General features: G+C 43.9%; 21 protein-coding genes. 14 read left to right on the plus strand and 7 right to left on the minus strand.

Features of this window, described 5'->3' with window-relative positions:
- The first annotated feature begins 86 nt into the window (after positions 1–86).
- The 9 genes from E7Z59_RS03585 (at position 87) to E7Z59_RS03625 (ending at position 10836) form a co-directional block, all read left to right on the plus strand.
- Positions 87–980, plus strand: coding sequence for an AraC family transcriptional regulator (locus E7Z59_RS03585; RefSeq protein WP_136334911.1), 894 nt, complete (start codon positions 87–89; stop codon positions 978–980).
- Between the two features lie 3 nt (positions 981–983).
- Positions 984–1736 carry a ThuA domain-containing protein gene (locus tag E7Z59_RS03590; protein WP_136334912.1) on the plus strand — a complete coding sequence of 251 codons (753 nt, stop codon included), beginning with the start codon at positions 984–986 and terminating at the stop codon, positions 1734–1736.
- Between the two features lie 96 nt (positions 1737–1832).
- Positions 1833–2867 carry a ferrochelatase gene (hemH, locus tag E7Z59_RS03595; protein WP_136334913.1) on the plus strand — a complete coding sequence of 345 codons (1035 nt, stop codon included), beginning with the start codon at positions 1833–1835 and terminating at the stop codon, positions 2865–2867.
- 11 nt (positions 2868–2878) lie between these two features.
- Positions 2879–4237, plus strand: coding sequence for an MATE family efflux transporter (locus E7Z59_RS03600; protein ID WP_136334914.1), 1359 nt, complete (start codon positions 2879–2881; stop codon positions 4235–4237).
- A gap of 41 nt (positions 4238–4278) precedes the next feature.
- Complete coding sequence (locus E7Z59_RS03605; RefSeq protein ID WP_136334915.1) at positions 4279–7392, plus strand: VPS10 domain-containing protein; 3114 nt, start codon at positions 4279–4281, stop codon at positions 7390–7392.
- 3 nt (positions 7393–7395) lie between these two features.
- Positions 7396–7947 (plus strand): CopD family protein, encoded by a 552-nt coding sequence (locus E7Z59_RS03610; RefSeq protein ID WP_136334916.1) that lies wholly within the window; start codon positions 7396–7398, stop codon positions 7945–7947.
- 82 nt (positions 7948–8029) lie between these two features.
- On the plus strand, positions 8030–9457 hold the full coding sequence (locus E7Z59_RS03615) for a sensor histidine kinase (protein ID WP_136335504.1): 1428 nt from the start codon (positions 8030–8032) through the stop codon (positions 9455–9457).
- A 58-nt stretch (positions 9458–9515) separates the two neighbouring features.
- A complete protein-coding gene (locus E7Z59_RS03620; protein WP_136334917.1) occupies positions 9516–10292 on the plus strand; it encodes an enoyl-CoA hydratase/isomerase family protein in 777 nt (258 codons plus the stop codon).
- Positions 10293–10296: 4 nt separating this feature from the next.
- Positions 10297–10836 carry a DUF4269 domain-containing protein gene (locus tag E7Z59_RS03625; protein WP_168731233.1) on the plus strand — a complete coding sequence of 180 codons (540 nt, stop codon included), beginning with the start codon at positions 10297–10299 and terminating at the stop codon, positions 10834–10836.
- Here E7Z59_RS03625 and E7Z59_RS03630 read toward each other — a convergent pair.
- The 4 genes from E7Z59_RS03630 to E7Z59_RS03645 all read right to left on the minus strand — a co-directional run bounded on the left by E7Z59_RS03630 (position 10833) and on the right by E7Z59_RS03645 (position 13169).
- The gene (locus E7Z59_RS03630) at positions 10833–11489 is read right to left on the minus strand and encodes an HD domain-containing protein (RefSeq protein ID WP_136334919.1); all 657 of its coding nucleotides are present in this window, start codon (positions 11487–11489) and stop codon (positions 10833–10835) included. The genes E7Z59_RS03625 and E7Z59_RS03630 overlap by 4 nt on opposite strands.
- On the minus strand, positions 11482–12222 hold the full coding sequence (locus E7Z59_RS03635) for a lysophospholipid acyltransferase family protein (RefSeq protein ID WP_136334920.1): 741 nt from the start codon (positions 12220–12222) through the stop codon (positions 11482–11484). Before E7Z59_RS03635 ends, E7Z59_RS03630 begins: the two co-directional genes overlap by 8 nt.
- 4 nt (positions 12223–12226) lie before the next feature.
- Positions 12227–12682: an arsenate-mycothiol transferase ArsC gene (locus E7Z59_RS03640; protein ID WP_136334921.1), complete on the minus strand. Its 456-nt coding sequence runs from the start codon at positions 12680–12682 to the stop codon at positions 12227–12229.
- 76 nt (positions 12683–12758) lie between these two features.
- Positions 12759–13169, minus strand: coding sequence for a BrxA/BrxB family bacilliredoxin (locus E7Z59_RS03645; RefSeq protein WP_136334922.1), 411 nt, complete (start codon positions 13167–13169; stop codon positions 12759–12761).
- A 237-nt stretch (positions 13170–13406) separates the two neighbouring features.
- Between E7Z59_RS03645 and E7Z59_RS03650 the strand changes: the two genes are divergently transcribed.
- The 4 genes from E7Z59_RS03650 to E7Z59_RS03665 all read left to right on the plus strand — a co-directional run bounded on the left by E7Z59_RS03650 (position 13407) and on the right by E7Z59_RS03665 (position 17048).
- Complete coding sequence (locus E7Z59_RS03650) at positions 13407–14138, plus strand: TerB family tellurite resistance protein (RefSeq protein ID WP_136334923.1); 732 nt, start codon at positions 13407–13409, stop codon at positions 14136–14138.
- A 177-nt stretch (positions 14139–14315) separates the two neighbouring features.
- Positions 14316–14903 (plus strand): HupE/UreJ family protein, encoded by a 588-nt coding sequence (locus E7Z59_RS03655; protein WP_136334924.1) that lies wholly within the window; start codon positions 14316–14318, stop codon positions 14901–14903.
- A 117-nt stretch (positions 14904–15020) separates the two neighbouring features.
- Positions 15021–15455: a deoxycytidylate deaminase gene (locus E7Z59_RS03660; protein WP_136334925.1), complete on the plus strand. Its 435-nt coding sequence runs from the start codon at positions 15021–15023 to the stop codon at positions 15453–15455.
- Complete coding sequence (locus E7Z59_RS03665; protein WP_136334926.1) at positions 15456–17048, plus strand: S41 family peptidase; 1593 nt, start codon at positions 15456–15458, stop codon at positions 17046–17048.
- Positions 17049–17058: 10 nt separating this feature from the next.
- Here the strand turns inward: E7Z59_RS03665 and E7Z59_RS03670 are convergent, their stop codons facing one another.
- Genes E7Z59_RS03670 through E7Z59_RS03680 form a run of 3 tightly spaced genes read right to left on the minus strand, consistent with a single transcriptional unit; the run spans position 17059 to position 18452 of the window.
- A complete protein-coding gene (locus tag E7Z59_RS03670) occupies positions 17059–17670 on the minus strand; it encodes an FAD-dependent oxidoreductase (RefSeq protein WP_136334927.1) in 612 nt (203 codons plus the stop codon).
- Positions 17667–17870, minus strand: a complete 204-nt coding sequence (locus E7Z59_RS03675; RefSeq protein ID WP_136334928.1) for a hypothetical protein — start codon at positions 17868–17870, stop codon at positions 17667–17669. The genes E7Z59_RS03670 and E7Z59_RS03675 overlap by 4 nt, the downstream gene beginning before the upstream one ends.
- 9 nt (positions 17871–17879) lie before the next feature.
- Positions 17880–18452, minus strand: a complete 573-nt coding sequence (locus E7Z59_RS03680) for a MarC family protein (protein ID WP_136334929.1) — start codon at positions 18450–18452, stop codon at positions 17880–17882.
- A gap of 131 nt (positions 18453–18583) precedes the next feature.
- On the opposite strand from E7Z59_RS03680, the gene E7Z59_RS03685 reads away from it, so the two are divergent.
- Positions 18584–19159: a DUF3109 family protein gene (locus E7Z59_RS03685; protein ID WP_136334930.1), complete on the plus strand. Its 576-nt coding sequence runs from the start codon at positions 18584–18586 to the stop codon at positions 19157–19159.
- The last annotated feature ends 54 nt before the right edge of the window (positions 19160–19213 follow it).

The following is a 19213-nucleotide window of genomic DNA, read 5'->3' on the forward strand; positions in this document are numbered from 1 at the left end:
AAAACCCTTAATTTTGAAGGATTCACAAAGGAAGTGTGAATTTTAGTTTAGAACAATTCTAAATAAAATACACTAGAAAACTACTTATGAGCCAGGAAAAAAATATCGCTTCAGGTACCCCGGTCGAATTTCAGTTTGAAGAGGGGTTTGTAATGCTTATTAATCGTAATGATGGTGACACCATATCAGAATATACCAGGGAGGTGAACAGCAGGTTCATTCAATTCCATTTTTGCCTAAAGGGTGAAGGCGGTTTTTTGTTTAACAAGGGCAATTATTCCATACCTCTCAAAGAGGATGACTCTCTGCTTCTATACAACCCAAAACGAGACCTTCCTATTCATCTTGACCTGTCTGCCAATACCTGGGTGGTTTCAATTTTGATAAGTATCAAAAAATTTCATTCTCTTTTTTCAATGGAGGCCGGTTATATTACCTTCCTGAGTGAAGAGAATATGGACAAGAAATACTATAATACGGCACCTATAAACCCCGCCATGGCGGTAGTATTAAGCCAGGTCATTAATTGCAATCTGCATCCTTCGGTTAAAAAGCTTTATCTGAAAGGAAAGGTTTATGAACTATTAGGGCTTTACCTGAACAAACCTGAAGACGCCGATACCGAACAATGTCCGTTCCTGGTTGATGAAGATAACGTAAGGCGTATCAAAAAAGCCAAGGATATCATCATTGCCCGTATGACCGACCCGCCCGGATTGCAGGAATTGTCTGAGGAGATAGGGCTCAACCTTAAAAAGCTCAAAGAAGGCTTTAAGCAGATCTATGGAGATTCGGTTTACAGTTTCCTGTTTGATTACAAGATGGCCGTAGCGCGAAAAATGCTTGAAAGTGGTGAGCATAATGTGAATGAGGTGGGTTTAAAAGTAGGGTACAGTACTTCCAGTCATTTCATTGCGGCATTTAAAAAGAAATACGGCACCACTCCTAAAAAATATATTACCTCCCTAAACAATGGTTAGGCTATGATCTCGCAAACTTTCAGGCTTTTTATCTTTTTGTGTTTTACAGGTCTCTTTTCCGGCGAAGTGAGTGCCTTTCAGGCGGGAGACGATGAGGGCCCGAAAAAAGTCTTGGTGTTTACAAAAACAGAGGGCTATAGACATGGCTCTATTTCTGAAGGAGTTGCCCTGATCAGGCGGCTTGGAAAAGGTAATGGGTTTTTGGTAGACCATACCGGGAGATCTGAAAAGTTCAATACAGAGAATTTAAAGAGATATGCCCTGGTGATCTTTTTGTCAACAACCGGTGATGTGCTGAATATGGCTCAACAAAACGCCTTTGAGTCGTACATTCGGGAAGGAGGGAGTTTTATGGGTATTCACGCTGCCGCAGATACTGAATACGATTGGAGATGGTATGGTGCCCTGGTAGGTGGGTATTTTGAAAGTCATCCGGAACCGCAGCAAGCAACTGTTGTAGTTCGTGACCATGAGCATCCTTCAACAAATATGCTGCCTGACTCCTGGTCAAGAATGGATGAATGGTATAATTTTAAATCTCTTCATGCTGATCTTCATGTACTTTTGATGTTGGATGAATCAAGCTATCGGGGAGGAACAAACGGTTCTTTTCACCCTATTGCATGGTGTCATGAGTTTGATGGGGGTCGCAGTTTTTATACAGGCTTTGGGCATAGTGATGCTGCCTTTGGTGAACCCCTTGTTGAGAGTCATATTTTGGGGGGCATTCAGTGGTGTTTGCGATCTGAAGAGTAAGTATTGGTCATGTCTATTCGGTTATAAAATTTCAATGGGGCATGGGTCAAGAAGGTTTTTGAATTAGTCTTAACTTTGTGTCAAAAGAATTGCTGTATGAAAGGAGTATTATTGGTAAACCTCGGATCACCCGATTCAACCGATCCCGAAGATGTAAAACGCTACCTGGATGAGTTCCTTATGGATGGCAGGGTTATCGATCTTCCAAAGTGGTTGAGAACCCTTATCGTTAAAGGAATTATACTGAACACAAGGCCTAAAAAATCTGCTGAGGCCTATTCCAGGATCTGGTGGGATGAAGGTTCGCCTCTTATTGTATTATCTGAAAGACTTCGCGACAAGGTAGATGATATGACTGCCGTACCTGTAGTATTGGCTATGCGTTACGGAAATCCATCTATAAAGGCCGGTTTACAGGAGCTTTATGATAAAGGAGTCAAGGAGGTTCTTTTGATGCCGTTATATCCGCAATTTGCCATGGCCACCACCGAAACCATTTTGGTGCTGGCTGAAGAGGTGCGTAAGCAACACTTTCCTGAAATGAGCTTTACCAATGTGCCTGCCTTTTATAACCATCCGGATTATGTCAGAGTGTTGGCAGAATCGATCAGGGACAGCCTGGAGGGTAAAGATTGGGAGCACCTGCTCTTTTCTTATCACGGGGTGCCGGAAAGACATATCAAAAAATCAGATATTACTAAGTCGCATTGTCGCATTGACGGTCAGTGTTGTAAAACTCCTTCACCTGCCCACCAATACTGTTACAGGCACCAGTGTTATGAAACTACGCGGCAGGTGGCAGAATACCTGGAATTAAAACAGGGAACTTATTCCACTTCTTTCCAGTCACGTCTGGGAATCGATCCATGGCTGAAACCCGCCACTGATAAAACCATTAACGGATTCGCAGAGAAAGGACTTAAAAAACTGGCTGTCGTCACCCCTGCTTTCGTTTCTGATTGTTTGGAAACCCTGGAAGAGATCGGTTTAGAGGCAGATGAAGAATTTAAAGAACGCGGGGGTGAAGAGTTTCACCTCATTCCCTGTCTGAACGACAATGAAGCCTGGGTGAAGGTTATCGCCAGGTGGGTAGATGAGTGGGCTCATCAGCCTGAGGTCAGGGTGAACTAACAAGTAATTTCATGGCAAAAATTTCTTCGGAAGAGCTGGGTACAGAGCCTATTGGAGGTCTGTTGGTCAAGCAGGCTGTGCCGGCTTCCATCGGGATTCTTGTCATGTCTCTGAATATCCTGGTTGACACCATTTTTGTTGGTAACTGGATAGGCTCTGTGGCTATTGCAGCGATCAACGTAGTGTTGCCGGTCTCTTTTTTCATTGCTGCCCTGGGTATGTCCATCGGTATCGGGGGGGCAAGCATTATTTCCAGAGCATTAGGAGCAAAAAATAAGGACAAAGCCCTAAAAACCTTTGGTAACCAGCTGGTGCTTACCCTGGTGCTGACCAGTATTCTGGTTTTTGCAGGTATTGCCTGGGCCGATCAGATCATACCGCGATTCGGCGGAAAGGGAGCCATATTCGAACCCGCAAGGATCTATTACCTGATCGTGCTGTACGGAGTACCTTTTCTGGCGCTATGCATGATGGGGAATAACGTGATACGCGCTGAAGGTAAACCCCGCTTCGGCATGGTCGCCATGATCATACCCTCGGTAGGGAACCTGATCTTAGACTACCTTTTGATCAATGTGATGGATCTTGGTATGTATGGAGCCGCCTGGGCAACCACCGGTTCTTACCTCCTGTGCTTTGTTTATATATTTTGGTTCTTCCTTTCAAAGCATTCCGAATTAAAGATCAGTTGGTCGCATCTCGGCCTGGATTTCTCACTGGTAAAAGAAATAGCTTCCCTGGGAGGAGTCACCCTGGCTCGCCAGGCTGTGGTAAGTGTTACCTATCTTTTTGTAAATAATATTCTGTTCGATCTGGGGGGAGAATCTTCCATTACCGTATATGCCATTATCGGGAGAATGCTCATGTTTGCCCTGTTCCCTGTACTTGGAATTACCCAGGGCTTTTTGCCGATTGCCGGCTATAACTATGGGGCCCACCAATACGACAGGGTAAAGGAGTCTATTGGCACGGCCATAAAATACGCAGCTCTTTTAGGGTTGCTGGTTTTTGCACTGATCATGGCCTTTCCTGAACAGATCACCCGGGTTTTTACCGATGATGTTGAGGTGCTCAGAGAAACTCCTGATGCTATGCGCTGGGTTTTTGCAGCTACCCCCATAGTGGTTGTCCAGCTTATAGGTTCGGCCTATTTTCAGGCAGTCGGGAAAGCACGTCCCGCACTCTTTTTAACCCTTACGAGACAAGGGTTCTTCTTTATTCCCCTGGTGCTTATCCTGCCAAAATTTTTAGGAGAATTTGGGGTATGGATCTCTTTTTCTATCGCAGATCTTTTATCAACCCTGGTAACCGGATATTATTTGCATAAGGAAGTCCGCACGAAATTGGTAAGAATTAGTAGCGATTCATAATTAATTTTTAAATTGAGCCCCTAACTCTAACAAACTTAAAAATGCGAACTCTACCTATGCTGAGGGGCCTGGTTATGCTCCTGTGTATACTTACCTTTATGCCTTCTCAGGCACAAAAAAATAAAGTTGAATTTACAGAAGACCTTTATAGTTCTCTTGATTACCGTTTGGTGGGTCCTTTTCGTGGCGGGCGTTCTGCTGCCGTGACAGGGGTTCCGGGAAAGCCTAACCTGTATTATTTTGGAGCTGCCGGTGGCGGTATCTGGAAAACTGAAGACGGAGGCCGAAGCTGGGAGAATATCTCTGATGGGTTCTTCGGGGGCAGTATCGGTGCTATCACTGTAGCCCGTGGCGATCACAATGTGATCTATGCCGGCGGGGGAGAGAAAACCGTACGTGGAAATGTTTCTTCTGGATATGGGATCTGGAAAAGTGTAGATGCCGGAAAAACATGGAGTAAGGCAGGTTTGGATAAAAGCCGCCACGTGCCTCGCATTGTTGTACATCCGGAAGATCATAATACGGTATATGCGGCAGTATTGGGTAATATCTACAAACCTACCCAGGATAGAGGGGTATATAAAAGTACTGATGGCGGAAAAACCTGGAAAAAGACTCTGTTTGCTAACGATATGGCCGGAGCGGTTGATCTGATCATGGATCCGAACAACCCGAGAATTTTATACGCCTCTACCTGGAGAGTACAACGAACTCCGTACAGTCTGAGCAGTGGTGGGGAAGGTTCTTCACTATGGAAAAGTACCGATTCTGGAGAAACCTGGAAAGAGATATCAACTAACGAAGGTTTTGCTGAAGGTACCCTTGGTATTATCGGGGTTACCGTATCTCCGGTAAACTCAAACCGGGTTTGGGCCATCGTAGAGAATAAAGAGAACGGAGGGGTGTACAGGTCTGAAGATGGCGGAGAAACCTGGGATCACATTAATGATAGTCGCAGCCTGCGTCAGCGTGCATGGTATTATTCAAGGATCTATGCAGATACCCAGGATGAAGATGTGGTATATGTGATGAATGTTTCTTACCACAAATCAAAAGACGGCGGTAAGACCTTTAGCGGCAGTAATGCTCCTCACGGAGATCATCACGATCTGTGGATAGCACCGGAAGACCCACAACGAATGATCATCGGTGACGATGGTGGAGCACAGGTTTCCTATGATGGGGGAGATACCTGGAGTACTTATCATAACCAACCTACTTCACAATTTTACAGGGTTACTACAGACAACCATTTTCCATACAGAATTTATGCAGCCCAACAGGATAACTCTACCATTCGAATCGCACATCGCACCGAAGATGGCAGCATTAGCGAAGACGATTGGGAGTCTACCGCCGGGGGTGAATCTGCCCATATTGCTGTAGACCCTGAGAACGACGACGTTGTTTATGGGGGTAGCTACGGAGGGTTTCTTACCCGTGTAAACCATGAAACGGGTTCTACCCGGGCAGTTAACGTATGGCCTGACAACCCTATGGGTTACGGTGCTGAGGGAATGAAGTACCGTTTTCAATGGAACTTCCCCATCTTGTTCAGTAAGCATAATCCGGACCGTCTGTATACCTTTTCAAACCATGTACATGTTACCGAGAATGAAGGTCAAAGCTGGGAGGTGATCAGTCCTGATCTTACCCGTAATGATCCTGAGAAATTAAAATCTTCCGGAGGTCCTATCACCCAGGATAATACCGGTGTTGAGTACTACTGTACCATTTTTGCAGCTAATGAGAGTCCGCTTAAAGAAGGTCTTCTTTGGGTAGGAAGTGATGACGGACTGGTACATGTAAGCCGTGACGGAGGTCAAAACTGGGAAGATGTTACTCCAAAACAAGCGCCAAAATGGTTAATGATCAATAGTATTGAGCCTTCTCCTTTTGACGAGGCTGTCTGCTATGTGGCAGGTACACTTTATAAGGAAGGTGATTTTCAGCCATACTTATACAAGACTACAAATTATGGTAAAAGCTGGGAAACCATCACCGATGGAATCAACGGAGAACATTTTACCAGGGTACTGCGGGCAGATCCAAACCGTAAAGGATTGTTGTATGCCGGTACAGAAACCGGAATGTATATTTCGTTTAATGATGGTAAAAACTGGACTCCTTTCCAGTTGAATCTTCCGGTGGTTCCAATTACCGATCTTGCTATTAAAGACAACAGCCTGATCGTGGCTACCCAGGGGCGAAGCCTTTGGATGATCGATGATCTTACGGTACTGCATCAATTGAATAAAGATCTTGAAGGTAAGGAGGCTGTACTTTACAAGCCACGTGACAGCTATCGACTTGGAGGTCGTGGCGGTCGCGAATCTAATTCGGCAGGTACGAATATGCCTAACGGGGTGATCACTCATTTTTACCTGAAGAGTTTCGATGCCAAAAAGGATTCTGTTTCTCTGACCTTCCTTGAAAAAGCAGGAGACACCATAAAAACCTATAGTACTTTCCATAAAGAGAACAAGCTGAAAGATCTGAAAGCCGGGGGTAACACCTTTGTTTGGGATACACGTTATGAAGGTGCTGAGAAATTAAAAGGGATGATCTTATGGTGGGCCAGCCTGGAAGGGGCAAAAGCTGTTCCCGGAGAATACCGTGTGGTTCTCAATGTTAACGGAAAAGAGCAGGAGCAGGCCCTCACGATTCTTCCTGATCCACGCTCAGAAGTGACGGTAGCTCAAATGCAGGAGCAATTTGAATTTGTGGAAGAGGTGAATGCTACCGTTGATGAGGCTCATCAAACCATTAAAAAGATCAGAAAGATCAATGAGCAGTTAGATACCTTTGTTAACCGTTACGGTGATATGGAAGAGGTTTCAGACCTGGTTGAAAAGGCTAAAGGGATGAAGGAAAAATTAGGAGAGGTTGAGAAGGCACTTTATCAGACGCAGAACAGAAGTAACCAGGATCCGTTGAATTTCCCGATCAGGCTTACTAATAAGCTGGCGCACCTGAACAGCCTGGTAACTATAGATGATTTTCCTCCAACAGCCCAGGATATCGCCGTGAAGGATGAGTTGTCTGTAAAGATCCGCGAAGAATTAAAGAAATTCAATGCGGTAGTTGATGAGGAAATAGATAACTTTAATCAGGAATTCAATAATAAGAACCTGGAGTATCTGAATATCAAATAGATAATGGCCGAATACTATAATTATATAAAAGCCCTGCACCTCATTTTTGTGACCACTTGGTTTGCAGGGCTTTTTTATATCCCAAGGTTATTTGTTTATCAGATCGAAGCTTCTAAGAAACCCTCTCCTGACAGGGAGATCCTTGGAAAACAACTGGCGTTGATGGCCAAACGTTTATGGTATATCATTACCTGGCCGTCTGCTGTATTAGCCTCGATATTTGCCTTATGGCTATTGATCATCATTCCCGGATGGATCACCCAGAGCTGGATGCTGGTTAAACTTGGTTTCGTAGTACTGCTGTACGTATACCATATGAAGACGCATCAAATGTTTAAAGAGCTTCAAAGCGGGCATGTACGATATTCTTCTGCCTTTATGCGCATCTGGAATGAGGGGGCAACCATTATTCTTTTTGCAGTGGTTTTTCTGGTGATCCTTAAAAGTACCATTAACTGGGTTTTCGGGGTGGTAGGAATTATTGGTTTAGGCGTTCTGCTGATGCTTGGTATCAAGCTCTATAAGAATATTCGTAAACGCAATCCGGAAGCCTGATTGGCGCAATTGTTGATGAAATACCCGAAAACTGATATTGGTGTATAACAAGCTTTCTCTGAGATTTCGCATTTTCCTGACCATGATCCTGTTGGTGATCATTGCATCTATATTTTTTGCGGGACTCACTATTTATCAATACCGGGAACAAAATGTAGATTATCATAAAGATCGTCTTGAAAGAAAGGAAGAGCAGGTACAGGCACATATTAACTATGTGTTAGAAGAAACCACCTATGAGGTGAAGACCGAGAACTTAAAATTCATCTTTAAGGATGATATTTATGACATAGCCGATATACAAAACCTTAACTTCAATATCTTCGATCTTCAGGGCAATCTGATCAAGAGCTCCAGGCCACCTGTTTATGAAGATGATTCCATTTTTGTAAAACTCTCTCCGGTCGTTTTGAAGAATCTTCGTGAAAGCTCCGGTTCCCATCCTACACTGGGAAAACGATATGTGGAGAAAAAGTCGGCAGCCGGCGGGCGCTATCAGTCCTCTTACAGTTATATCCTCGATAAGCGGTTCAAACCTATAGGGATCTTAAACATTCCGTATTTTGAAGACAACAGCTTTAGTAATTACGAGCTGAAAGAATTCCTTATGCGACAGGGGGGCGGTATCCTGATCATTCTTGCCCTTGCAGTATTTCTGGCCTACCTGATATCAAGTTATATTACCAGGTCGCTTAAAACCATTATTAAGAAACTTGATGAGACACGGCTGAGTAAGAAAAATGAAAAGATATACCTGGAAGATCCCAGTGAAGAGATCGGTGCCCTGGTTGATGCCTATAACAGCATGATCGACGAACTCGACGAGAGTGCAGCCCTCCTGGCTAAAAGTGAGCGGGAACAGGCCTGGAGAGAAATGGCCAGGCAGGTAGCCCATGAGATCAAAAATCCGTTGACCCCCATGCGGCTCAGTTTGCAAAGTTTTCAGATGAGGTTCGATCCTAAAGCCCCCGATGCCCGGGAAAAACTTCAGCAATTTGCAGATACCCTGATACAACAAATAGACACGCTCAGCAATATTGCTTCGGCATTCAGCAATTTTGCGGATATGCCGGCCCAACAGAACGAAACTCTTAATGTAGTTAAGGTGGTACGGCTTGCCCTGGATATTTTTCACGAAGACTACATTACCTTTGTAAGCGATGAAGAAGAGATCATTGCAAAACTGGACAGGACCCAATTGATCAGGATCGTGACCAATCTTTTGAAAAATGCCATTCAGGCCATCCCTGAAGACCGTGATCCTAAGGTCGTGGTGAGCGTATTTTCACAGGAAAACAAGGTGAAGATCTCTGTGGCAGATAACGGGATGGGTATTGAAGAAGATATGAAAGAATTGATCTTCGAACCCAAATTTACCACCAAGACCAGTGGCATGGGGCTTGGCCTGGGAATGGTTAAAAATATTGTGGAAACCTATCAAGGAAGTATTACCTTTACGTCTGTACCACAGAAGGGATCCGTTTTTACGGTGAGCTTTCCCAAAGTCTGAGCCGGACACCACTTCATTACGTTCATAGTAAAAGTATCAATCTGATAAAAATTACGATATGGAATTCAATAATATTCTTACTGAAAAAGAAGAACACATTGCAGTTATTACTATCAACAGGCCGTCTAAACTGAACGCTTTGAACCGTGAGACCATTAGTGAGCTACACACGGCCTTCAAAGAGTTTGATCAGGATACTGATATCAGGGCAATTATTATTACCGGATCGGGTTCTAAGGCATTTGTTGCAGGGGCCGATATTTCTGAATTTGCTCATTTTTCCAAAGAAGAAGGGGCGCTTCTTGCCGCAAAGGGTCAGGAGGTTCTGTTTGATTTTATCGAGCAGTTATCAACCCCGGTCATTGCTGCGATAAATGGCTTTGCCCTTGGTGGGGGGCTTGAGCTCGCTATGGCTTGTCACTTCAGAATAGCTACTGATAATGCTAGGATGGGACTTCCTGAAGTAACCTTAGGGGTCATTCCCGGTTATGGAGGTACCCAGCGTTTACCCCAGCTCGTTGGAAAGGGAAGGGCAATGGAAATGATCATGACAGGTGATATGATCGGTATAGAACAGGCGCATCTTTGGGGCCTGGTAAATCATATGGTAGCCCAGGAAGAGCTATTGCCGCTTTGCAAGAAGATCGCCGGCAGGATCGCTAAAAACTCGCCTAAGGCTATTGCTACGGCTATAGGCGTGGTCAATGCCGGATTTAACCGGGAAGGTTACAAGGCAGAGATCGATGGATTTGGAGCCAGTTTTGGCACCGCAGATTTCAAGGAAGGTACAACCGCCTTTCTGGAAAAGCGCAAACCTGAATTTAAAGGAGAATAATCAAATGAATATGGTTGACCCCGGCTATCTGCTCAATGGCAGTCTGAGTCAGCAAAAAGTATACAAGGCGCTTCGGGAGCTGCGGGTTTTCGAGCGCCTTCGTCATTTTGATCCGGTGCTTGCAGGAACCTTTCCCCTGGACCTTGCAGGGCCTGAAAGTGATCTTGATATTCTATGCGAGGTTGACGATCACGATCATTTTAAGAAAGCAGTTACAGCCTTTTTTGATCAGGAAAAGAGTTTTAATATCAAAGAAAAATTGATCAAAGGGAAGGCTGTGATTATTGCCAGGTTTCAATATATAGACTTGCCTTTTGAAATTTTCGGGCAGGATGTTCCGGTAATTCATCAGGATGCTTACAGACATCTGTTAGTTGAAAAACACCTTCTTCAGCATCAACTAAAGGGAAGTGAACCAACACTAAAAGCTTTGAAACAAAAAGGGAAGTCTACAGAAGAAGCCTTTGCGTTTCTGTTAAAAATGGAAGGAGATCCCTATGAAGGTCTGATCGCCCTGGGAAAAGAGCTTGGTTTGTATTCTTAACGTTTTCCTTCCCATTCAGCATAGAATTGTTCAAGGAAATCTTCCATGAATCTATGGCGCTCTTCAGCTAACTTCACTCCTGTTTTAGTGTTCATGCGGTCTTTGAGCAGGAGCAGTTTTTCGTAAAAGTGATTAATTGTGGGAGCCTTGTGGTTTTTATATTCTTCCTTGCTCATATTGAGCCTGGGCGGAATGTCAGGGTCGTATAAAGGTCTGTTCTTAAAGCCGCCGTAGTTGAACGTCCTGGCAATACCAATAGCTCCCAGGGCATCGAGCCTGTCGGCATCCTGTATGATGTCTAACTCAACAGACCTGAACTTTTGCGCGAAGTTACCTCCTTTAAAAGAGATGTTTTCTATGATCTTTACCACATGCTGAATAACCTCCTCTTCAACGCCAAGCTCGTGAAGAAAACCGGAAGCCATTTCCGGACCTACGGTTTCATCTCCTTCGTGGAACTTAGAGTCGGCTATGTCGTGTAAAAGAGCACCGAGTCCCACAATAAGAGGATTAGCCTTTTTTTCGTCTTTGGCGATAAAAAGGGCACTTTTAAAAACTCTTTGGGTATGAAACCAATCGTGTCCGCCCTCGGCATTCGTCAGCGCTTCTTTAACAAAGGCTATGGTCTTCTCTATGATCTCGCTATTACTCATTATTGCCTATACGTGAAATTATAGTTTCTTCTATCTGATCTATCAGGGTTTCGGTATCTGTACTGCTCACCTCTACCGAGGGGTGAACATCAAAGGTAATGTGGTTGCCGACACCCATGGGAAAGGCTCCGTAACGCACAGTTTTCCATGAATTATTGATGCTGATCGGAATGATGCGGGCTTCCGGCATATCCTCGATCAGGGTCTTCAAACCGGAACGTTTAAACTTTTTCATCCTGCCCTCGCTACTTCGGGTTCCTTCAGGAAAAATAACCACCGATCGCCTGTGCTGGTTAGCGTAGGCTGCGATCTTTTTGATCTCCCTTAACGCCTGATCACTATTTCTGCGGTTGATGAGTACAGAACCTCCGTGACGAAGATTATAGGAAACACTGGGAATGCCTTTGCCCAGTTCTTTCTTGCTGATAAACTTCGGGTGATATTTGCGCATATGCCAAATAATAGGCGGGATGTCGTACATGCTTTGGTGGTTGGCAACAATAATGGTTGGTTTATCCGCCGGAGTTTCTTGTGTGTTTCTGAAGCTTACCCAATTACCCAGGATCAACAGGCAGCGGGTTAGCCCAAGGTTGAGGTAATCAACACTCTTTTTGTGTGCCTGGTATCCAAAAACATTCAGGCAAAACCATTGAATCGGATGGAATATCACCAAAAGGAGCCCAAAAACAAAGTAGTAAATGACCGTTAATGGATAGGAGATGAGTTTCAACATAACATCATTTATCTGCGGGTTGAAAATAGGGCAATTTGATGGCTTCAACAAGTTTCACTACCTCTTTCTCCAGGGCCGGAAGTACCAGGGCCGGGTCTTTGATATAATCGTCTTCAAAGCTCCAGTACTCAATGCGCTCTGCCCATTCCGGATATTTTTCCTGCATGAGCACAAAGTGTTCCTTTCGGTCCATGGCAATGACCCTTGTGGCTTCTTTAAGGTCTCTAAGGCTTAATGAAAGGGGTAAACGAAGGTGCTCAGTAATGTCGATCCCTTTTTGTTCCATATAGGTCATGGTGTGTTTCGATAAAGGACCTTTGTTACCGCTCCATAATTGAAGTCCTCTTGAAAAGGAAGTCACCCCATGATCGACATGGTTGGTTAGATGGTTAAACATGATTTCGGCAAACCGACTGCGGTAGTAATTGCCGGTACAAATGAATAAAATGTTTTGTTGCATGTTGGTGGCAGGTCAAGGGGGATAAAAAAGCCACGTAATGAACGTGGCTTTTTGTAATGATTTATTTCAGAGCTGATTAGCAAAAGTCGTTGTAAGCTTCCATCAGGTTGTCTGCGATCATTTCTGCAGGTCTTCCTTCAATATGATGACGCTCAAGCATGTGAACCAGCTCGCCGTCTTTGAAAAGAGCCATGCTCGGAGATGATGGAGGGAAAGGAAGCATGTAACTTCTTGCCTTATCAGTGGCTTCACGATCAAAGCCGGCAAAAACGGTGAAAAGATTATCAGGAGTTTTAGTGTTTTGAAGGCTCATTTTAGCTCCCGGTCTCGCATTTGCCGCTGCGCATCCGCAAACTGAATTTACCACGATCAGTGTAGTTCCTTCTTTTGCGATAGCCTTATCAACATCTTCTACAGTTAATAATTCTGTAAACCCAACCGATGTCAGGTCTTCCTTCATGGGTTGTACTAATTCTGCTGGATACATATATTTCCTTTGTTTAGTTTGATCTGAGACGGACTCAGTAAATTTTATCTCAAATAAGATGTCGCAAATATATGGAAAAACATACACCTGCAGGGTCATTTTTTCTTTTCCCGGATTGGTTTTCAGGTCATAGGGAGCAGGCTTGCTTCGGCTCTTACATCTAATACCGCAAACTGCACACAGCAAACTGTAAACTACTTTTCAGAAACACTATATTTGAACTCTCAAAGTACTACTATGTATAAATGGATAGGCGCATTTATTGGTTTCCTTCTATATCGTTTTCCGGGAGCCGTACTCGGATTTTTTATTGGGAGCTTTATTGATGGCATTAAGGTTTCGCGGGTAGATCCCGGAACTATTTTTGGCAGCCGGGGTAATGAGGTGAGTCCGGCAGATTTTGAATTAAATCTTCTATCTCTTTGCTCTATTGTGATCAAGGCTGATGGCCGGGTGAACACCACAGAACTCGATTATGTACGCAGGTATTTTGTGTCTACCTACGGAAAAGAAAAGGCGAATGCCATTTTCCGAACCTTTAATGAGGTGGTTAAAAACCGGGAGGTTAATGCCCGTCGTATTTGTTTGTACCTAAACACAAAGCTGGGGTACGCGGTCAGGTTGCAGCTCATTCACTTTCTTTTCGGTATTGCCGCGGCAGATGGCGCCGTTAGTGAGAAAGAAAGCGGGAAGATCCTTGAAATAGCCGGATTCTTTCGCATAAGTTACCGGGATTTTGAAAGTGTTAAGGCCATGTTTGTCAATTCTGCCGATAACGCCTATAAGATCCTTGAAATAGAATCTACGGCTTCAGTAGCTGAGATCAAGAAAGCCTATCGTCAGATGGTGAAAAAATATCACCCCGATAAAGTACGCTCTCAGGATGAAGCCATTAAAAAAGGGGCCGAAGATAAGTTCAGGCAGGTACAAAAAGCCTACGAACAGATCCAGAAAGAAAGAGGGTTTTAGATCCTTGACAGGGCCTGACGAATATTTACATGGTTCTCAGGAGGTGTTAATGGAGGGGGTGTCACCTGGAGTCTGGCAGGAAATAACTATAAGGCCGTCTATTTTCGTAGGGTAGGTAGTTCATTCTTTTCACGAATTATTGTAAGTTTGACCGTACCTGAATTTTAACCTCAAATTATGACTGACTTTTGGTTCAATGTGAAGCTGGGACTCACCCATGTTTTAGATATTAATGCCTACGACCATATTCTTTTTCTTATTGCGCTTACGGTGCCTTATACCTTTAAAGACTGGAAAAAGGTACTTTGGCTCGTAACGGTTTTTACCATTGGACATTCGATAAGTTTACTTCTGGGGTCGTATAATGTGATCGCAGTAAATAGCGCCTGGGTTGAGTTTTTAATACCCGTTACCATTTTGTTGACGGCTCTGTTTAATGTATTTACTGCCGGGAAGGGAGCGCGAAAGGAGAAAATGGGGATTAATTTCTTTGTGACCTTATTTTTCGGATTGATTCACGGTCTTGGATTCTCCGGTTTTTTCAGGATGAATGTAGAAGGCAGAGATAATAAATTACTGACCTTACTTGAGTTCGCCCTTGGGGTCGAAGCTGCTCAGATCATTGTGGTGTTGGCAGTGCTTTTACTCGGGTTCCTGATACAGGCCGTATTCCGGTTCAATAAACGTGATTGGGTCATGGTGATCTCTTCGATAGTGATCGGAGTGGCCCTGCCCATCTTAAGAGATACCTATCTCAGTTTATAGAAAATTTTAATAGCTATAGTGTTGTAAATCAGTAACAAACCTTATATCTTCGTTAAACATCGAAGGAAGCAACCTATATGATCAGATAGAGTTGCTTTTTTTGACCCAAATTCACCTATGTCAGAGAAAAAACAGCTGAAGTACGATAAAGCCTACTTGCGAATGGCCCGGGAATGGGGAAAATTGTCATATTGCAAAAGAAAGCAGGTTGGGGCAGTTATTGTTAAAGACCGAATGATCATCTCCGATGGTTATAACGGCACCCCTACAGGATTTGAAAATTACTGTGAAGATGATGAGGGTTATACCAAGTGGTATGTGCTTCATGCAGAGGCTAACGCTATCTTAAAGGTGGCCTCTTCAACACAGTCCTGTAAAGGAGCTACCCTGTATATCACCTTATCGCCCTGTAAGGAGTGCAGCAAATTGGTGCACCAGGCAGGAATTACTCGTGTGGTTTATCACAGTGCCTATAAGGATGACTCCGGTATGCAATTTCTCTCCAGGGCAGGTGTGGAATTGGTTCATATGCCAACCTTAGAAGATGATTAAATGAAGCTTAAATCGTATTTACTACCCTTTGTACTCGCAATGGCTTTCGCATTTGGATTGCTCATAGGGGGTAAATTAAATTTTAACGATACGCCCGAGAAGCTCTTCTCGACCAACTCCAAGAAAGATAAATTGAACAGACTCATCGACTACATTGATTATGAATATGTAGATGAGGTGAATACCGATAGTATCGTTGATGTTACGGTAAATAATATTCTCGATAAGCTCGATCCGCATTCGGTATATATTCCCAGGCAGGAGGCAGCCAGGGTGGCTGATAATATGAAGGGTGATTTTGTGGGTGTAGGAATAAGCTTCAACATGTTCAAGGATACCGTTGCCGTGATCAGGCCCCTGGAAGGAGGTCCCAGTATGTTGGCCGGTATCAGGGCGGGCGACAGGATCCTGGTGGCCGATGAGGATACACTTTACGGGAAAAATTACAATAACGAAATGGTGGTCAGAAAACTCAGGGGTATGGTCAATACGCCTGTGAATCTGAAGGTCTACCGAAAATCTGAAGACAAGGTCTACGATGTAGAGATCAATCGCTCTAAGGTGCCACTGCCCAGCCTTGACGCCTATTATATGCTTACCGAAGACCTGGGGTATATTCGTCTGAATCGTTTTGCTGAGAGTACCTTTAAGGAATTTAAGGTTGCCATGAAGGCCTTAAAATCAATGGGCATGAAAAAGCTTGCCCTGGATCTCAGAGATAATCCCGGAGGCTATTTGGGAATTGCCGAACAAATAACCGATGAATTTCTTCCTTCCCGAAAACTGATGCTTTTTACCCGGAATAAAAGCGGGGCTGTAGAACAATCTTTTGCCACTCGTCGTGGGGATTTTGAAGATGGAGAGGTCTTTGTGATGCTTAACGAGAAGTCTGCTTCAGCCAGTGAGATCGTGGCCGGAGCCATACAAGACAACGACCGGGGTACCATCGTTGGCCGTCGTTCATTCGGAAAGGGTCTGGTACAGCGTGAAATGGAACTAGGTGACGGCTCTTCTGTCCGGCTTACTGTTTCAAGATATTATACTCCAACGGGCCGATCTATTCAGAGGTCTTATGAAAATGGCACCGATGATTATTATGAGCAGTTCTATAAGCGTTATGACAATGGCGAATTGTATTCAGCAGATAGTATAAGGGTGGCAGATTCTCTGGTGTTTAAAACACCTAAGGGGAAGATCGTTTACGGAGGGGGAGGCATTATTCCGGATATTTTTGTACCCCTTGAGGAAACGAGAAAAGAAACCTATTATAACGGATTTTTTGAATCGGGTATTATGTCTTTCTACGTTTTTGAGTACCTGGATGCGCATCGTGAAGACTTCGTCGATATGGATTTTGAAGTATTCCAGGAAGAGTTCACCGTGGGAAATGAATTTGTGGATGGCTTTGAGAAATACCTGAGAAAGGCAGATTTTGATGCCGACCTTTATGAGTATCGGGATAGCGCTAAAAAATACATCAAAGCAACCATAGCAGAACAGCTCTACGGCCAAAATGCCTATCAGCAGGTGCTGCGAAAAGAAGATCCCATGATTCTTGCCGTGATCGATATCAGCAAAAAGTCTGATCTGTAATCAACCCTTTTTACTTTGCAACCTTGTCGTGTACCTTGGTATGAATCCCGTCATTCCATAAGGTGAGAATATCGGTGGCAACCTGTGCCCCGCTTCCTGCTGCGATGGCAAATTGACTTCGCCATCCGGCAAGTGTGCCGGCCACCCAAATTCCGGGAGTCACCAGGTGATTGGTGTTTCTCAGCTGAATACGGTTTTTATCAGCAGGAGATAAGGCATGAGGCTCTATATAGGATTCCAGTCCTTTTATGTTAAAGAGGTCGGTATAACCTACCGCAATGACCACCTTGTTTGCTGTATAAACCGATTTGCTGGTTCTTACCTGAAATACCCCTGTATCCTCTGAGATCTCAAGTACTTTTTCTTTATGAATCTGATCTATATGAGGGTAAAGGGTAGCGAGCTGTTGTTTTCCTTCTTCTAAAATATCGATCCCAAGGGTTCCCGGTTTTAAACCAAGTACATTATTGAACAGGGCATTTTGAAGATGAGACGCCTTCTGATGCATGATGATGCCGGTAACCTTATCAAGGGCATAGGGTTTGTTTACTGCAGAACCAATTACAAGAGCACATTGCATGCCCGCAGCACCTCCACCTATAATGAGCAGATCGTACTTCATTTTTTCTCCTTTACCTTGTCCTGTATTTTCTTTGAGATGTTTAAAATGATAAGCAGTAATACCGCACAGAGGGCAGCAACCACCCCGATAAGGGCAATGGCACTGTCGCCTTCCAGCGGATTGCTGAAATCTACAAGGGTTGCGTTATAAATGATAAGGCCTAAGGCTATAACGATAAGGATGATGTTGAATACTTTCATAGCAAGTTTTTAAAGTAATCCTGAAATGTTGGTAGTAAATAGTTTTACAGCAATGGCCAGCAGAATAACACCAAAGATCTTTCGTATAACAGCCAATCCTGATTTCCCCATTACCTTCTCTATTTTCTTAGACGATTTCAGAATAATGTATACAAAGATAATGTTAGCAATGATGGCTACAATAATATTTTCCACATGATATTCGGCCCTGAGGGATAGTATGGAGGTAAGGGTTCCTGCTCCGGCAATTAAAGGAAAGGCCAGAGGAACAATGGAAGCGGTTTCCGGGGCGTCGTCCTTGTAAAGGGTGATACCAAGGATCATCTCAAGCGCCAGGAAAAAAAGGATAAAACTACCGGCAACTGCAAATGAATTTACATCAATACCAATGAGCTTCAGGATAGACTCTCCAATAAACAAAAATGCGATCATGATCACCGAGGCAACCAAGGCGGCTTTCTCTGATTGAATATGACCGGCTTTTGCTCTCAGGTCAACAATGATGGGAACACTGCCAATAATATCTATAACCGCAAAAAGGATCATGGTGGCAGGAGTGATCTCAGAAATGCTCAAATTCATGGACATAGAGGTTAAAAAAAAATTGGCCGCAAAGGTACTGATAACTATGAGATTAACATTAATTCCAGGTTAAAATTTTGGAGTCTTTTTTAGGTGCCGTATGAGTCGTAAAAACAAGGTATCTTTGCACCATGTTTCAATTGGGAAAAAGTATCGTATCAGAAGAGATCCTGGAAAATGATTTTGTGTGTAATCTGAACGCATGCAAAGGTGGATGTTGTGTAGAAGGAGAAGCGGGAGCACCGCTTGAGGAAGACGAACTATCCATCATGCAGGAGATATACCCCAAAGTAAAACCCTATCTCAGAGAACAGGGGGTACAGGCTGTTGAAGAACAAGGCGTTTATATAAAAGGCAAGGACGGAGAATGGGAAACTCCGCTGGTAAATGGATCAGAATGTGCCTATGTTACCTTTGATGATAAAGGTACAGCACTTTGTGGTATCGAACAGGCATACATGCAGGGAGCCATAGATTGGAAGAAACCCCTTTCCTGTCACCTATATCCTGTGCGTATAAAACAATATGCCGAATTTTCTGCTGTGAATTATCACAAATGGTATATCTGCGACGATGCCTGCTCCCTGGGCAAAGAACTGGGTGTTCCCGTTTATAAGTTTGTCAAGGATGCCTTGATAAGAAAATTCGGGGAAGCCTGGTACGAAGAACTGGAAAGTGTGGCCCGGGAACTGAAAGAAAGCAGATAAGTAAAATTAAATTACTCTCAGAAGCGGTTATTATTTATAATGCCCGTAAAGTTT

The organism is Robertkochia marina, from assembly GCF_004799345.1.
In the GTDB taxonomy this organism is placed as follows: domain Bacteria; phylum Bacteroidota; class Bacteroidia; order Flavobacteriales; family Flavobacteriaceae; genus Robertkochia; species Robertkochia marina.